This window comes from Hydrogenophaga sp. (assembly GCF_050250835.1).
Classification (GTDB): Bacteria; Pseudomonadota; Gammaproteobacteria; order Burkholderiales; family Burkholderiaceae_C; genus Hydrogenophaga.
In genome coordinates this window covers 57,382-71,532 of record NZ_JBFWNX010000013.1, presented here as the reverse complement: position 1 = coordinate 71,532, position 14,151 = coordinate 57,382, and the positions used below count along the sequence as shown (strand labels likewise).

The window sequence follows — 14,151 nt, the reverse complement described above, 5'->3', positions numbered from 1 at the left end:
GCCCACCACCCACGAATCAGCCATCTGGAACATGAAGCTGCTTTCTTTACATCACCGCTTACTGGCTCTGTACTGCTTGAGCCTTGCCTCGCTCACTCACGCGGTCGAAGTCAAGTTCGAGCCCGTCGCGTACCCCGGCAACGCCAGCCGCACTTATCTGGAGCTGGAGCGCGAATGAGGCTCCTCACCCGTACCCGCAAGACCCTGATGGCCCTTGGCCTTGCCGCCTCGGGCCTGGCCCTGGCCGCGTCAGGGCACTTTGATTTCTTCCACGTCGGCAACTTCAAGCGCATGAGCCACAGCGGCGACACCGCAGGGGTGGCCGCCGTGGCCAGTCTGCCGCAGGCGGGTGGCACCTGGGGCGTGGGCGCAATCGCCGGCCTCAGGGGCGAGATGATCCAGCTCGACGGCCGGCTGCTGGTCAGCCCCGGGAGCGATGCCCAAGGTGCCGTGCGCCCACCCGAAGCGGGCGAGGAGGCGCTGCTGTGGGCCAGCGCCCGCGTGGCGCAGTGGGCCGAGGTGCCGCTGCCGCGCGACATGGAGCAGCCCGCGTTCGAGGCCTTCGTGCAGGAACAGGCGCGGGCCAGAGGCTTGTCACTGGAGCAACCCTTTGCTTTTCGGGTCAGTGGACAGTTTCCGACAATGCGCTGGCACGTGGTCACTGGCGAACAGCCAGCAGCCAGTGGTGGGCACGCCGCGCACGCCGGTGGTCATGGAGTCCACGCCAACCAGCAGACTGGCATGAAGGTCTTCCACAACCCAGGCGCGCTGGGTCAGCTCGTCGGCATCTTCAGTGGCCAAGCGCTCGAAGGCGTGGTCTCGCACCCTGGCGAGCGCTTCCATGTGCACTACGCCGACGACAAGGCCAGCGTCTCCGGCCATGTGGACGCGTATGCGGTGGCCGAGGGCGCGGTTTTGTGGTTGCCCAAACCATGAGGAAGCGCACCATCACCGATGTGGCACTGGCGCTGGGCATGGCACTGTGCCATCCAACCGGTGCATGGGCGGCCGAACCCGATACCCGCCAGAACCTGCGCCTGACCCCACAGGACAAGCTGCCCCCTTCGTTTCAGGCACTGGGTGAACCCACACACCTGCAACTGGAAGACCTGGCGGTGCGCGCCGAGAGCGACGACATGGACATGCTCGCGACCCAGACAGGTGCGCTGATGCGCCAGTGCATGGCTTGCCATGCGTCGTTTCGTGTTCGTTGAACCATTTCCTATTCAAAGGCCCGCTATGCAAACATCCTTCTCGGCGATGCGCCGACGTGAAATCCTCGTTTGGCCGTGCTCCGTCTTAGCCACATCTGTGCTTTCACCCGCAGCCTTCGCCACAGCGCCAAGCGTGTTCGAAACGATCAAGGTCGCGGATCGCGTCTATGCCTTGGTGGGCGACCTGGGCCAGCGCTCGCCGGCCAATCTGGGCAACAACATGACCTGCAGCTTCATCGTCGGCGACGACGGCGTGGTGGTGATTGACACGGGCGGCTCTCGCGCAGGGGCGCAAGCCATCGAGGCTGCGATTCGCGCCGTGACGGACAAGCCCATCCGGTGGGCCGTCAACACGGGGGGCCAGGATCACCGCTGGTTGGGCAATGACCATTTCCGCCGTGTCCATGGATGCACCATCGTCGCCGCCGAGGCAGGACTGGCGGATATGAAGGCACGCACTTTCCAGCAGGTTGAGATGGCGCGCCGCTTCGTCGGCGCCGCCTTCGAAGGCACAGAAGTGGCGTACCCGGACACCACCTTCGCGCAGCGTTGGACTCTGCCCGTGCGCGGGCTGAGCGTCGAGCTCCTGTACACCGGCGGTGCGCACACACCCGCTGATCTTCTGGTCTGGTTGCCACAGCAACGCATCGTCTTTGCGGGAGACGCCTTGTTCTCTGAGCGATTGCTGGGACTGCAGCCGGGATTGGGCCTGAAGTGGATTGCCGCGCTGGAGCGCCTGCGTGACGAACTGCGGCCTGTCACCGTAGTTCCCGGCCATGGGCACCCGGGCCCGGCAGACAAGGCACTGGCCGACAGCCTGGGCTACCTGTTGATGCTGCGCGACGGCGCAAGGCAGTTGTTTGATGCCGGAGCATTCGATCCGGTCGAGGTGGCCGAGAAACTGGATCAATCGAAGTTTGCCTACCTGCGCAACTACGACGACGCCCGCTTTCGCAGCGAGAACGCCATCCGCATGGCCGACGAAGTGCTCAAGACGCGCAAATGAAGAACAGAGGCCAGCCGTGAACAACGCCCAGCAGCCAGCCTTGGTGGCCGATCGCCTGACGCGCCGATTCGGCGAGCGCGTGGCGGTGGACCAGGTTTCGTTCACCGTCCAGCGGGGCGAAATCTTCGGCTTCCTGGGCCCCAACGGCGCAGGCAAAAGCACCACGGCACGGATGCTCACGGGCTTTCTGCCTCCGACCGATGGCCATGCGTGGGTGGCCGGCATCGATGTGAGTCGGTACCCCAGCGCCGCACGCCGTCACATCGGCGTCGTGCCCGAGGAAGCCAACGTCTATGCCGACCTGACGGTGCGGCAGAACGTGCTGCTGATGGCCGAGTTGCATGGCGTTGCCCGAGCTGAGCGCGAGCGGCGCTGCGATGAACTCCTGCAGACCTTCGACCTGAGCGCCCGGGCAGGGCAGAAGGGTCGTGAACTTTCCAAGGGCCTGCGTCAGCGGCTGATGTTATGCATGGCGCTGGTCAGCGCACCGCAGACGCTGTTCCTGGATGAACCGACCTCGGGACTCGATGTGGCCAGCACGCACATGATCCGGGAGGTCATCGCCCGGCTGAACCGCGACATGGGCATGACCGTCTTCATCACCACGCACAACATGGAAGAGGCTGACCAGTTGTGTCACCGGGTGGCCATCATTGACCGGGGCCGCCTTGCGGCCATCGATACGCCGGTGGCGCTGCGCGGGCGGGTCGAGTCCCGGCGCTCGGTGGCCGTGAAGTTTGCCGGTCGTGTGGCTGCGCCGGAAGAATTGTTGCCGCAGCACGGCATGGAGGTCGAGTCGATGGTCGATGGCTGGCGTGTCTTCAATGCGGAACCCGGACCATTGGCTCAGCACATCGCGACACGCAGCACCGAGCTGGGTTTGAAGCTGGCCAGTCTGAACACACTGACACCCACACTGGAAGAAGTGTTCGTCTCGATCACCGGAGACGCCCATGGGCAACCCTGAGTTCGGCGGTATGAGCGAATTCCTCAGGCAGCTGCGCTGTGCCTGGGTGATTGCCAAGAAGAACGCACGCGTCTACTACCTGAAAGGGCCGGTGGTCACCTTTGGCATTATTTTCCCGCTGTTTTTCTACCTCTCTTTCGCGGCGGGGCACAGCGCACCGGTTGAAGTGATGGTGCCGGGAATCGCTGCCATGGCGTTGTTTTTCACCGCTTCTGCCGTGGGGCCACTGGTCACGCCCTGGGAGCGCCAGGCGCGCACCTTCGAGCGATTGATCACGTCACCGGCCTCGCTGTCGGCGATCCTCGCTGGCGACATCGGCGCCGGTGCGGCCTTCGGTGCCGCACTGGCGCTGTTGCCGCTGGGCGCTGCGCTGGTGCTGACCACGGCACAGGTCAGCGCGGCGCTGCCGCTTGTGGCCGGCTGGCTGTTGGGGGCTATCGCCTTTTCATCTCTGGGTGTGCTGATGGCTGCGCCAGCCACCGACACACCCTCGCAAGTGATGATGCTCTCCAACCTGGTTCGGCTTCCCTTGATCTTTGTCAGTGGCGTTTTCGTGCCGCATGCGCAAATGCCGCAGTGGGGTCAGTGGTTGTCGCCCCTGTCGCCGCTGTCGTATTGCGCGGACCTCATCCGTGTAGGTTTTGGAAGCACGTCCTATTTTGGTGTGATCACCGATGTGCTCGCACTGATTGGCATCAGCATCACCTTTGTTGTTGCAGCTCATGTCTTCCACCTCCGGACGCGCAACCGTCTGGCCTGATCCGATTTACCCAGGAGTTCCCATGAGTCTCGTCATCGCACAGGGTCTGACCAAGACCTACCGCGCAGGCGATGTCGAAGTACCCGCCATCAAGGGCGCCAACTTCGTCATCGAGCCTGCATCCTTCGTTGCTTTTGTGGGCCCTTCGGGCAGCGGCAAGAGCACCCTGCTGAACATGATCGGCTGCCTCGACCACCCCACAGGGGGCAAGCTGAGTGTGCTCGGCACCGACATCGCCAGCCTGGACCGGCGCGCTGCGGCCGACTTCCGTGGCCACAACATCGGCTTCATCTTCCAGGACTTCAACCTCGTGCCGGTGCTCACCGCCTACGAGAACATCGAGTACCCGCTGATCATGGTGCAGCAGTGGTCGGCCGAAAAACGCCGGGAACAGGTCATGCGCCTGCTAAAGGCCGTGGGCATGGAGTCCCAGGCCAACAAACGTCCCGACCAGATGTCGGGCGGCCAGAAGCAGCGGGTCGCGGTGGCTCGGGCGCTAGTCAGCAACGCCAAGATGGTGCTGGCCGACGAACCGACGGCCAACCTGGACCACGATACGGCCCACCGGATCATCGACCTGATGAAACAGATGCGAGACGAGTTCGGCACCACCTTCATCTTCTCGACCCACGATCCCAAGATCATGGCCGAGGCCGAGACCACCTACACGCTGGAAGACGGCCGCGTGCTCTCCAGCACAAACCATCAGGAGGCCACCCATGTTTGATGTGCTCAAGATCGCGGGCCGCAACCTCTCGCGCTACCGCCGGCGCACCATGCTCACCCTCTTGCTGATCATCATCGGCATGGTGGCGGTGCTGCTTTTCATCGCCATCACGGGTTCGTTCAAGTCCATGATGGTCGGACAGATCACCGACTCGGTGCTCGGCCACCTGGAAGTGCACCGCAAGGGTTACGTGGCGTCCATCGACACGCTGCCGCTGAACCTGAACATGAAACCGGCGGCTGTGGCCAAGGTCGAAGAGGCACTGCAGCAAGACAAGGCCGTTGAGACCTGGTCGCCGCGCGTCAAGTTCGGCGGCATGTTCAGCAACTTCACCGAAACCACCAGCATCCGCATCAACGGCGTCGACCCGGAGCGCGAGGCTGCGACGGCACCTTTGTTGCCAGGCCGCATGGCCGAGGGGCCGAAGGGCGGCGCTCTGGTCGAGAAGGGCCAGATCGTCATCCCGCTGCTGCTGGCGCGCGGCATGAAGGTCAAAGTGGGTGACACGGCCGTCATCGTGGCCACGAACCGCGATGGATCGGTCAACGGCAAGACCTTCGTCATCCGCAGTGTCACCGAGGCCATCTCGGGTCCAGGCGGCCGCGATGGCTACATGCACATCGACGATGCGCGCGAGCTGCTTCGCATGAAGGACGCCGAGGTCAGTGAAATCGCCATCCGGCTCAGGGATCCCGTACAGCTCGACCGGGTGACGGCGTCGCTCAAGTCCGCCCTGGGCAGCACGTCGGGCAAGACACCCGCACCAGAAGCGGGCGGTGCAGGGGAAGAAGCCGGACCGGGCAGTGGCAAACCGCAGTTGGAGGTTCACACCTGGGCCGACCTGTCGCCCTTTTCCAGTCTGGCCCGCATGATTGATCTGATGACGGTGTTCATCAAGGTGGTGCTGGTGTCCATCGTGCTGGTCAGCGTGATGAACGTGATGGTGATGGCGGTGTACGAGCGCATCCGCGAGATCGGCACCATCGCCGCCATCGGCACGAGACCGTCGCGCATCCTGTCGTTGTTCCTGGCCGAGGGTTTGCTGCTGGGCTTGATCGGCACCGTGCTGGGCACGCTGTTGAGCCTGGCAGCCATCTACGCCATCAACCTCTGGCAACCCCATTTCGCGTTTGGTCAACAAACCGATCTGGTGATGGCGCCCACCATCGGCATGGGGCAGGTGCTCACGGTTGCGCTGCTGGTGATGGGCGTGGCCGTGCTGGCCAGCCTGCAGCCCGCCTGGAAGGCTTCGCGCCTCGATCCGATCAACGCATTGCGCCATGTCTGAGCGCACGATGGAGAACACGATGAAGAAACTCATGTCCCTGGCCTGGGTGCTGCTGGCCTTTCCCGCGTTTGCCGTGGACGGCACGGCGTTGTTGCAGCAACTGGATCGCAAGATGGAGCCCGAGACCTACGAGATGGTCCGCAAGCTCGTCAACATCGAACCGGACGGCACGCGCAAGGAGTTCGTGCTGTATTCGGTGAAGAAGGGCAAAGACAAAATCGCGGCGCTTTTCCTTGATCCAGCCAGCGAACGCGACCGCGCCACGCTGCGCCTGGGCGAAAACATGTGGCTCTACATCCCCAATGTGGGCAAGCCGGTGCGCATCACCAGCCTCCAGTCGGTGACGGGAGGCATCTTCAACAACGCCGACATCCTGGCACTGGAGTTCTCCACCGAGTACACGGTCGAAAAGGTGGCCGAAGAGTCCGCGACCTACACGCTGTCGCTCAAGGCTCGGACCGGCGACGTGGCCTACGACCGGCTGACGATGAAGGTGGACAAGAAGACGACGCTGCCGGTCTCCATCGAGTGCTACGCCGCCAGCGGACTGTTGATCAAGACCCTGACCTACAAGGACATCAAGGACTTCGGCGGCGGCATCAAGCGTCCAGCGACGCTGGAAACCGAGAGCCCGCTTCACAAGGGCTACAAGTCGCTGATGCTCTACGGCACGATCAAGGCGCGCAAGGTGCCTGACGAGGCCTTCACGCTGGAATACATGCCACGGCTCAAGGAACTGCGATGAGCCGTCTGGCCACCATCGCCTTGCTGGCACTGGCGGCGACCGCCGGTGCCCGTGCCGACGAAAGCTTCGACCCGTCGGCCTATGACAAGAAGGCCTTTGAATGGACCGGTTTTGTCGAGGCCAGACCCGAGGTTCAGCGGCTCAGCCCCGGGTCCGCAGGCTACCTGCTGCAGTACCCTGGCGAGACCCGGCGCTCGGCCAGCCGACTGGGTCTCGCGGCGGAAGTTTCCGGCGTCCTTCGTCACCAGTCGCTCAGCTTCAACTTCACCGGCCACGCGAGCTGGGTGGACGACCCGAAAGGAACGGACATCGACAGTCGCATGTACGAGGCCTATGGTGGTTGGCAGCTTAACGAACGGCTCAACATCGAGGCAGGCAAGCGGGCTTTGCGGTGGGGGAAAGGCTATGCATGGAACCCTGTCGCGTTTCTGGAGCGGCCCAAAGATCCCACCGATCCCGAATTGGCCAGGGAAGGTTTCGTGATGGCCACGGGGACCTGGGTGCGCAGCTTCGAGGGGCCGCTCCAGACCCTGGCACTGACCGCTGCGGTGGTGCCCACTTCTTCGAGCCTGAACACGGACTTCGGCGGTGGTGCTGCCAGCGCAGATCACGCCAACGCTGCGCTCAAGCTCTATGGCTTGGTATACGACACCGACGTGGACGTGATCTGGAGCGCCCGTGGCAGCCGCGGACCGCGCCTGGGCATCGATTTTTCGCGCAATGTCGGTAGCAACCTGGAAATTCATGGGGAGTGGGCAAGCATCGCCGATGCGACCCGAGCAACGCTGACGGCTGGCAACGTGCTCCAGACGGAGATGCGCGACCACAGCAGCGCCCTGATCGGTGCACGCTACCTGACCGAGCGTGATACCACGATCATCTTCGAGCTCTATCGCAACGGCGGTGGCTACACCAGCGATGAACTCGGGGATTTCTACGATCTCGTGCGGGCATCTGCATCCAGCCCGGCGCTGAGTTCACTGGTCAGCCGGGCTGCGGCGCAGGGCTACAGCCGACCCAATGCGGCGCAACGCTATGCCTATCTGCGGGTGAGCCAGAAAGAACCCTTCGACATCCTGGACTTCACGCCGTCGGTGTCCCTGATCATGAACACCCATGACCGCAGTTGGTCTCTGACACCGGAGCTGCTTTACACAGGGTTCAAGAATGTGGAGTTGCGGGCGCGCATGGCGCTGAATCGGGGTGACGCCGGCTCCGAATACGGGGAACGGGCAGTGGGTTCGCGCATTGAGCTGCGCGCTCGCATGTTCTTCTGAGATGGACACACTGGCGCATGCACTCTGGGCGGGCGCCGGTGCCATGGCGTTGGGCCGAGCCCGTGAGATATCCCCCTTGGCCTCGACCGGCTTCGTTGCACTGGCTGTCCTGCCGGATGTCCCGCATCTCGTGCCCATGTTGACATGGGTACTCGGAAGCGATGCGCCATGGACCTTCGTGCGAGACCTGCTGCTGGCGACGCCAGGAGCCGAACCGGTCATGCCCGTCGGGGTACACGATCTGGGTCGCCTCCTGTATCACACCATGCACAGCGCCGTCATCGCAGCCGCAGCAACGGCGGTTCTTTGGATACCGCTCGGCGCTTTTCGGATCGTGTTGCTGGGCTGGTGGTCCCACATCGTGATCGACGTGTTGACGCACTCGCGCGACTATTACCCTGTCGCCGTGTTCTACCCGTTCAGCAACCATGCCGTGGACGGCATCGCATGGAATGCGCGCTGGGCCTTGATCGTCAACTACGTTCTTATTCTGGCCGTATACGTTGCGCTCCTCACGACCCGACGCAGGCCGCCTGGGAACTGATATGCCACCTGGCTCGGTGAACGTCGGGATGGAGGTGGGCCGCATGCCAGAGCAACCCGTCACACCGGTTGGAGGTTCAGACGTGCCACCTCGGGTCCAGCATTGCTTGAACTGTGGCGAGGTGGCAAACGGAAACTTCTGCCCGGCCTGCGGACAGGAAACGGCACCCGCACCGCGGAATATCGGCGGGTTCCTGCGGGGCCGCATCGCCCGCTACGTGACGCGCGAAGGCCAACTTCGGCAGACCATCGTCAAGCTCTTCTGGCAACCCGGTGCATTGACGACCGAATATCTGGCCGGGCGGCGTGCGCGCTATTTGAGACCGTTCCAGCTTTACCTCATGGTCAGTGTCATCGTGTTCGGCGCCGTGCAGGTGTTCGGACTGAACCTGGACCTTCGGCTTTATGGTGAGCGAGGCGTCCACGTCTTGCACAGCGCACGCCCCGCCGACCAAGCGAGTCAGGGCGCTGAAATTCAGCTGTCACCGGTTCGCATCGTTCAAGACAACGTGAATCTGCCCGGCGTGCGGCGGTTCGCGGCGCTGTCGCCACAGGAGCGCTTTGCGTTCCTGCGCGCGAGGCGTGCTCCGTACGTGTCGTACTTCGTACTTTTCCTGGTGCCGTTCTTTGCGCTGATTCTCGGCGTGTTCTACCGTCGACAACGGCGTCCTTTTGCGGATCACCTGGTTTTCGGGCTACACGGACAAGCCTTCCTGTTGTCGATGCTGCTGGTTGGGTCGGCCCTACCGGCGCTCCTGGCCAATGCCTTGTCACTCTGGGTGATCAGCTACTTCGTGATCGCCTTGAAGCGCGTGTACAGCGGGAGCTGGGTAGCGTCGATTGGGCGTGGTGCGATCGTTCTGACGCTGTACTTCGCGATCTTCTTCGTTGCGAATCTGCTGCTGGTTCTGGCACTGTTGGCGCTGTAGGTGGGTACCCAGGGGTCAATGACCTGATCGCGCGCTTCAAGGAGGTGGCCGAGACTGGTGCTGTTTCTCTTCTAGAGTGACAGCACCGGCATGATTTGCTCAGCCGCCGCGTGGTCCGAAAGGCATGCGTGGGGTGCCTGCGCCGCCGAAACGCTGATCGGCCAAGGCCTTCTGCTCCGGCGTTAGAACGGCGTACAGGTCCTTCATGGCCGCATTCATCGACTCCATGGAGACCATGCGCTGCTTCATGAACTCGGCGCGTTGTGCCATGCGATCAGGAGTCGGACCCGCTGATTCCTGCATTTTTGCGCGACGGGCCTGCATCGTCTGTGCCTGTTCCTTGGCCTTGCTGGCGAAAGCCGTCCAGGCCGACTCCTGTGCGGCCGTAATCTTCAGTTCATTCTTCAGGTCACCGATGCGTTGGTCCGCGTAGGACGACATCTCGGGATGAGCAAAGCGAGCACCAGGGCCAGATGATCCTGGACCGTGGCCCATCGGGCCAAAACCCGTCCCCATGACAGGGCCCTGGAAGGCATACACCACAGAGGTAGCTGCGACAGCGGCTGTAGCGACAGTGAGAACAAATAACTTGGTACTGCTTTGCATGTGGAACTCCAATCAATGTTTGACCGGCGAAGTTCGCAGGCCAGTGATCTTTTCGACCACTGTGTTATTGGAGTCTCAGCAAGTAAAGCAGGTGTCTCCGGGCAAGCTTGTTTTGTATCGCAGCTTTGCAAAGAAGCCCGCTGACCCGGTCTCCATGGGCGACCCTATTCGAGCTTGCTCAGTTTTCTGGTCGAGGTCATCTCACGCAGACTCAGATCCGCATCCACCTCGCCTTCAAGCCCGCTTCCAACGCAACGCCCACCAACACACCCACCCCTGCGTTCCACACTGACACCGCTGCAGTAGTAAGCAGCACGGCTCTGGCTTCCTTGTCGCGGGCGCTGCCGGCCGTTCCGATGGTGAGCGAGAAGCCCGCCACGAAGAGCATTGCGCCCAGGGTGCCGGCAGGCAGCAGGCTCAGCAAGGCGGTGAGCTGACCGCTGGCGAACAGGCCGGCGAGCAGCAGCAGGCTACCCAGAAAGATGGGCGCGCGGCCGGTGCGCGCGCCGCAGGCCACTTGCGCGGCCATGCCTCCGGCGCCAAAGCACATGGGAGGCGCTCCCAGGGCACCGGCCAGCAAGTTCGTGAGGCCGGTGGCCCGTGCGGTACGGTTCTCATCCAGCGGTACGGCGGGAAACAGACGGCGTGTTTCGGCCACGATGCCGAGGATGGCGTTGCCAAAGGTCAGCGGTATCTGTGCGGCGGCCAGGCCGATGGCGGCGAGCCAGATGCCTGGTTGGTTGAACGCTGACCACTGAGGCTCGGGTAGGTGTAGCGTCCACGGCGCGCTGGCGAGTGCTTGCACCAGCTCGGGCTGGCGCAAGCCGCTCACCAACCACCCGATGGCCATGAGCACCGGCATGGTGAGCCACCCACCACGGCCGAGCAACACCAGCGCCAGCACCACTGAAGCTGCGCCCAGCACCGCGTCGCCCTCAATGCGCCGCAGCCCGGCCACGATGAGTGCGATACCCAGACCGAGCACCACGCCGTGGATCACGTCGCGCGAAACGTGGCGGGCCAGCCAGCGCGCCAGGCCGCTCAAGGCGGCGATCAACCAGAACACGCCGGTGATCAGCGCAGCCAGCGCGAGTACTGCCGGCATGTTCTGCCCGTTCACTACGGAACTTGCGAGGGCCGCCGCGCCCACGGCTTTCATTGGTTGCACCGGGAAGGGAATGTCGAAGCGCCAGCCGACGACGATCATGGTCAGCCCAAACGCCAGCAGGATGGACGTGGGGTGCACGCCGGCCACCACGATGAAACCCACCAGAAAAGGCAGCAGTGTGCCCAGGTCACCAAACGCGCCGCCAAGGTCACCGTGCCAGGTGGCGCGCGAGAGTTCGTGGGGTGAAGACTGGGCTTCTCTGGGCTGGGAGGCGGTTTTCATTCAGGCGATTTTCCGTCAACGACGTCGTGTGGTTTCATTGAGCGATATGCCTTCCAGGTCGCTGACGAAGTACGCCGGGTGCCCCTCGGGCTGGGCTTGCAGTGCGTCGGGTAGCAGTCGTTGCTGTTGCGGTTCGTAGGGTTGGTAACTTGCGGGCATGACCGCAACCTACCAAGCCTTCTCGAACACGTTACGTTTCTGCCGCGCAGACTCCAAGGACGATCAGCCCATGGGCATCGCGGGTTTGTGGACCCGCAACCGTAAGGCCACGCGCGAAGAAATGCTGAGCTCACCGTGAACGCGGATGGACAAGCGCTGTTCTAGGACGTCCACAAACCGCAGGACAAGAAGCGCACGGTGGTGATCCTGAGGGAGGAGCGGTACGACGCCAGGCTGGATGCGCCCGCGGCGTAGTCGATGGACTTCATGCAGCGGTTTTCCACGCAGTTTCTGAGGGTGATGGCGGAGCCAGGTAGGGGTGGTAGGAATGTCACACAGCCCGGGCTGGCTTGAGTCCCGTTTGGGCTACAGGAGGCCGTAGAGCCTTGCAATGCGAAGCGCGGTTCGCCGGTCGGGAGCGTCCAGCTTCGCGTTCAAGCGCTGAAAGCGGCAATCTATGGTTTTGCCCTCAACGTTCAGCGCGGCTCCGATCACCTTGCTGCTGTGACCCGCTTCCTCGTGCCGAAGCAGCTCTATTTCTGCCTCGGTGATGCGTGACCTGAGCAACAGTTCTTGTCGCACGCTCTGCAGTAGCCAGCGGTGAAGTTCCATCGCCAATGCCCGCACCCACACGCGTGCTCTGGTATATGCCTCACCCTCGAAGCGTTCCGGTTGATGAGAGCCGATGCACAGCACACCCACCCGGGACAGGCCGATGTGGCTTGGGGCCGGTGCGATAACCGCAGACCTGAATCCGTAAATGGCTGCAGCAGCGACAAATGCCTCCTCTTTGGCCGACGTCAGCTTCAATGCATTCGATCGAATGGGTTCTGCGTCGTGGGTGGCGTGACGCAGCCACGGGTCGTGCTCAAACCAGTTGTGGCTCGCGTATTCGGCAGCCCAGACGGGATCGCAAGCCCACAGTGAACGGAGTGATGTGCGGGTGGCATCGTCCCGAAGATGGCTCATGAAGACGCCGGCATCTGCGCCCAGGGCGGTCACGGCTTCCCTGAACAGGCCCAGCGCAGACTCGGTGGTGTCGGCGTCACCAATGCAGGCAAGGATTTCAAACAGACGGGCCCCATGGTCCTGCGCGCCCGTAGATGCGCCCAGGGCGTGTGACTCACTGGGTTCGGGCAAGCGCGGCATGGCCTTCGCGACGCAGCTGGCTGTAGAGCAATGCGTCTCCGAATCGCAAAGGTTCCACTTCACACCAGCGATCAAAGATCTCATGGTCAGCGAACACCATGACCTGAACCAGGCGCGTGCCCATAGGTTGCCGTTGGGTGCGCTCAACCAGTAGGCCCAACGCTGTGGGCCGCAGCGTGAAGGCCACCCGCTCGTCCTGGGAGGTCAAAGTCACGTCAGAAGCGCGCAGGGCCTGCACCTTGCCGCGAGCACCCGTGAACACAGATCGCTTTCGGCGCAGCTGCAGCGCCGCACGCTTGGCGCCAAGTGGGCGCGCGGGTTCATCGATGCGATCCAGGCGCCGCCTGCTCACCGTGGGTGGCACGCCACCAGCCAACGGCGGCGATGCTTCATGCGGGGTGTGTCGTGTGCTCATCCGTGCTCCAGCGGGTCCGTTCAGACCGGTGGACCGCTCGGTGCGGCGGCTTGCTCAGGCTCGCAAGAGGCGAGCGCCCTTCAAGGCTGTTCGACCAGGCCCATCGAAGGATGTGGCCCATGGTTGAAGGGTAGGCAGCAGCACTCAGCCGTGTCAAAGACTTTTGGGCTTTGCTGCCCAAATCTGCAGGTTGTTCAGGGGAGCTAAACGAACCGGGACAGGTCGTGGCCCGGTGATCAGGAGACGGTCTGTGCGCTGCTCAAGCTGAGGGCGTTGAGCACATCCATCGCATCCGCAGCACGTGCTACCGGGATGAACAGATGATCATGGTGGTAGGCCGCGACCGCGTTGCAGGAGATACCTGCCTTGGCCAGGCTGGTCGCAATGGTCGCGAGGAAACCAATGGCTTCCAGGGAGGAGTGCACCGTCAGTGTGATGAGCCGGGCTTCGAACACGTAGGGCAACCGGGCACGTTCCGCCAGCGACCGCTCCACGATGGCGGTGAGGCCTTCGGCCTCACGGAATGTGCAGATGGGCTGCAGGCCAGCGGGAAGCTGAAAGTCCGCGAAGGTGCAGTAGACGAACGTCTCTGGCTGCAGCAGGGGCGCCATCTGTTGTTGCAGTCGATGTTGATCGCATTCGCCGCTCATTCGATGTTCTCCTCGGCAGGCTGTAGGGCTGGGCAAGTGGGAAATCATTATGGGACGGTGCATGCCCAATGGGGTGATCGCTCATCCAAATTCGGACGGGATTGAGACCTTTTCAACGCCCTGGGTTCGAAGGCCCGTTTAGCGCAACTAACCGATGTGCAAAGTTGCTAAACCACCGGGCGCCGACGGGATCTCCTGCTACCGTTTGACGCGGCCCGGAACCTGTTCAACGCAGGCTTTCCACCATTCGCTGCTGGGGGCCGACGGCAGCGAACCACAGTGAGGAAGGAGTGTCCACCATGGCACCAACTTCAGAGGTCCTCGCA

At 63.0% G+C, this 14,151-nt stretch carries 19 protein-coding genes; 13 read left to right on the top strand and 6 right to left on the bottom strand.

The genetic code is table 11. From position 1 onward, the window contains the following. Positions 1-31: 31 nt before the first annotated feature. From AB7F11_RS16035 to AB7F11_RS15980, 12 genes are all read left to right on the top strand, one after another. Positions 32-178 (top strand): hypothetical protein, encoded by a 147-nt coding sequence (locus AB7F11_RS16035; protein WP_428290217.1) that lies wholly within the window; start codon positions 32-34, stop codon positions 176-178. Continuing rightward, on the top strand, positions 175-936 hold the full coding sequence (locus tag AB7F11_RS16030; RefSeq protein ID WP_428290218.1) for an acetolactate decarboxylase: 762 nt from the start codon (positions 175-177) through the stop codon (positions 934-936). Before AB7F11_RS16035 ends, AB7F11_RS16030 begins: the two co-directional genes overlap by 4 nt. Next, positions 933-1,214 carry a hypothetical protein gene (locus AB7F11_RS16025; protein WP_428290219.1) on the top strand — a complete coding sequence of 94 codons (282 nt, stop codon included), beginning with the start codon at positions 933-935 and terminating at the stop codon, positions 1,212-1,214. Before AB7F11_RS16030 ends, AB7F11_RS16025 begins: the two co-directional genes overlap by 4 nt. A gap of 133 nt (positions 1,215-1,347) precedes the next feature. Continuing rightward, entirely contained in the window at positions 1,348-2,220 is an 873-nt protein-coding gene (locus tag AB7F11_RS16020; RefSeq protein ID WP_428290220.1) for an MBL fold metallo-hydrolase, read from the top strand. 16 nt (positions 2,221-2,236) lie between these two features. Continuing rightward, entirely contained in the window at positions 2,237-3,187 is a 951-nt protein-coding gene (locus AB7F11_RS16015; RefSeq protein ID WP_428290221.1) for an ABC transporter ATP-binding protein, read from the top strand. Continuing rightward, positions 3,174-3,947, top strand: a complete 774-nt coding sequence (locus tag AB7F11_RS16010) for an ABC transporter permease (protein WP_428290222.1) — start codon at positions 3,174-3,176, stop codon at positions 3,945-3,947. Before AB7F11_RS16015 ends, AB7F11_RS16010 begins: the two co-directional genes overlap by 14 nt. Before the next feature lie 22 nt (positions 3,948-3,969). Continuing rightward, positions 3,970-4,674 carry an ABC transporter ATP-binding protein gene (locus AB7F11_RS16005; RefSeq protein WP_428290223.1) on the top strand — a complete coding sequence of 235 codons (705 nt, stop codon included), beginning with the start codon at positions 3,970-3,972 and terminating at the stop codon, positions 4,672-4,674. Then, a complete protein-coding gene (locus tag AB7F11_RS16000) occupies positions 4,667-5,962 on the top strand; it encodes an ABC transporter permease (protein WP_428290224.1) in 1,296 nt (431 codons plus the stop codon). The genes AB7F11_RS16005 and AB7F11_RS16000 overlap by 8 nt, the downstream gene beginning before the upstream one ends. Before the next feature lie 19 nt (positions 5,963-5,981). Then, complete coding sequence (locus tag AB7F11_RS15995; RefSeq protein ID WP_428290225.1) at positions 5,982-6,707, top strand: outer membrane lipoprotein-sorting protein; 726 nt, start codon at positions 5,982-5,984, stop codon at positions 6,705-6,707. After that, positions 6,704-7,984, top strand: coding sequence for a hypothetical protein (locus AB7F11_RS15990; protein WP_428290226.1), 1,281 nt, complete (start codon positions 6,704-6,706; stop codon positions 7,982-7,984). Before AB7F11_RS15995 ends, AB7F11_RS15990 begins: the two co-directional genes overlap by 4 nt. Position 7,985: 1 nt before the next feature. Beyond that, a complete protein-coding gene (locus tag AB7F11_RS15985; RefSeq protein WP_428290227.1) occupies positions 7,986-8,528 on the top strand; it encodes a metal-dependent hydrolase in 543 nt (180 codons plus the stop codon). 43 nt (positions 8,529-8,571) lie between these two features. Further along, entirely contained in the window at positions 8,572-9,456 is an 885-nt protein-coding gene (locus tag AB7F11_RS15980; RefSeq protein ID WP_428290228.1) for a DUF3667 domain-containing protein, read from the top strand. A gap of 99 nt (positions 9,457-9,555) precedes the next feature. On the opposite strand, the gene AB7F11_RS15975 is transcribed toward AB7F11_RS15980, so the two are convergent. The 3 genes from AB7F11_RS15975 to AB7F11_RS15965 form a co-directional block, all read right to left on the bottom strand. Beyond that, the gene (locus AB7F11_RS15975) at positions 9,556-10,062 is read right to left on the bottom strand and encodes a Spy/CpxP family protein refolding chaperone (RefSeq protein ID WP_428290229.1); all 507 of its coding nucleotides are present in this window, start codon (positions 10,060-10,062) and stop codon (positions 9,556-9,558) included. Between the two features lie 211 nt (positions 10,063-10,273). Further along, positions 10,274-11,452 (bottom strand): molybdate transporter family protein, encoded by a 1,179-nt coding sequence (locus tag AB7F11_RS15970; RefSeq protein WP_428290230.1) that lies wholly within the window; start codon positions 11,450-11,452, stop codon positions 10,274-10,276. Positions 11,453-11,467: 15 nt separating this feature from the next. Continuing rightward, positions 11,468-11,611 (bottom strand): hypothetical protein, encoded by a 144-nt coding sequence (locus AB7F11_RS15965; RefSeq protein ID WP_428290231.1) that lies wholly within the window; start codon positions 11,609-11,611, stop codon positions 11,468-11,470. Here AB7F11_RS15965 and AB7F11_RS15960 point away from each other — a divergent pair. Continuing rightward, positions 11,610-11,750: a hypothetical protein gene (locus tag AB7F11_RS15960; RefSeq protein ID WP_428290232.1), complete on the top strand. Its 141-nt coding sequence runs from the start codon at positions 11,610-11,612 to the stop codon at positions 11,748-11,750. The genes AB7F11_RS15965 and AB7F11_RS15960 overlap by 2 nt on opposite strands. A 227-nt stretch (positions 11,751-11,977) precedes the next feature. Here AB7F11_RS15960 and AB7F11_RS15955 read toward each other — a convergent pair whose 3' ends face one another. The 3 genes from AB7F11_RS15955 to AB7F11_RS15945 all read right to left on the bottom strand — a co-directional run bounded on the left by AB7F11_RS15955 (position 11,978) and on the right by AB7F11_RS15945 (position 13,825). Beyond that, complete coding sequence (locus AB7F11_RS15955; protein ID WP_428290233.1) at positions 11,978-12,760, bottom strand: autoinducer binding domain-containing protein; 783 nt, start codon at positions 12,758-12,760, stop codon at positions 11,978-11,980. Further along, complete coding sequence (locus AB7F11_RS15950; RefSeq protein ID WP_428290234.1) at positions 12,735-13,175, bottom strand: hypothetical protein; 441 nt, start codon at positions 13,173-13,175, stop codon at positions 12,735-12,737. Before AB7F11_RS15950 ends, AB7F11_RS15955 begins: the two co-directional genes overlap by 26 nt. Before the next feature lie 236 nt (positions 13,176-13,411). Continuing rightward, positions 13,412-13,825 (bottom strand): ACT domain-containing protein, encoded by a 414-nt coding sequence (locus AB7F11_RS15945; protein WP_428290235.1) that lies wholly within the window; start codon positions 13,823-13,825, stop codon positions 13,412-13,414. Positions 13,826-14,151 lie beyond the last annotated feature (326 nt).

Bases quoted from the DNA above. Each gene is read 5' to 3' on its own strand.
- AB7F11_RS16035 (WP_428290217.1), top strand. From the start codon at position 32: ATGAAGCTGCTTTCTTTACATCACCGCTTACTGGCTCTGTACTGCTTG.
- AB7F11_RS16030 (WP_428290218.1), top strand. From the start codon at position 175: ATGAGGCTCCTCACCCGTACCCGCAAGACCCTGATGGCCCTTGGCCTT.
- AB7F11_RS16025 (WP_428290219.1), top strand. From the start codon at position 933: ATGAGGAAGCGCACCATCACCGATGTGGCACTGGCGCTGGGCATGGCA.
- AB7F11_RS16010 (WP_428290222.1), top strand. From the start codon at position 3,174: ATGGGCAACCCTGAGTTCGGCGGTATGAGCGAATTCCTCAGGCAGCTG.
- AB7F11_RS16005 (WP_428290223.1), top strand. From the start codon at position 3,970: ATGAGTCTCGTCATCGCACAGGGTCTGACCAAGACCTACCGCGCAGGC.
- AB7F11_RS16000 (WP_428290224.1), top strand. From the start codon at position 4,667: ATGTTTGATGTGCTCAAGATCGCGGGCCGCAACCTCTCGCGCTACCGC.
- AB7F11_RS15995 (WP_428290225.1), top strand. From the start codon at position 5,982: ATGAAGAAACTCATGTCCCTGGCCTGGGTGCTGCTGGCCTTTCCCGCG.
- AB7F11_RS15990 (WP_428290226.1), top strand. From the start codon at position 6,704: ATGAGCCGTCTGGCCACCATCGCCTTGCTGGCACTGGCGGCGACCGCC.
- AB7F11_RS15985 (WP_428290227.1), top strand. From the start codon at position 7,986: ATGGACACACTGGCGCATGCACTCTGGGCGGGCGCCGGTGCCATGGCG.
- AB7F11_RS15980 (WP_428290228.1), top strand. From the start codon at position 8,572: ATGCCAGAGCAACCCGTCACACCGGTTGGAGGTTCAGACGTGCCACCT.
- AB7F11_RS15975 (WP_428290229.1), bottom strand. From the start codon at position 10,062: ATGCAAAGCAGTACCAAGTTATTTGTTCTCACTGTCGCTACAGCCGCT.
- AB7F11_RS15970 (WP_428290230.1), bottom strand. From the start codon at position 11,452: ATGAAAACCGCCTCCCAGCCCAGAGAAGCCCAGTCTTCACCCCACGAA.
- AB7F11_RS15960 (WP_428290232.1), top strand. From the start codon at position 11,610: ATGACCGCAACCTACCAAGCCTTCTCGAACACGTTACGTTTCTGCCGC.
- AB7F11_RS15965 (WP_428290231.1), bottom strand. From the start codon at position 11,611: ATGCCCGCAAGTTACCAACCCTACGAACCGCAACAGCAACGACTGCTA.
- AB7F11_RS15955 (WP_428290233.1), bottom strand. From the start codon at position 12,760: ATGCCGCGCTTGCCCGAACCCAGTGAGTCACACGCCCTGGGCGCATCT.
- AB7F11_RS15950 (WP_428290234.1), bottom strand. From the start codon at position 13,175: ATGAGCACACGACACACCCCGCATGAAGCATCGCCGCCGTTGGCTGGT.
- AB7F11_RS15945 (WP_428290235.1), bottom strand. From the start codon at position 13,825: ATGAGCGGCGAATGCGATCAACATCGACTGCAACAACAGATGGCGCCC.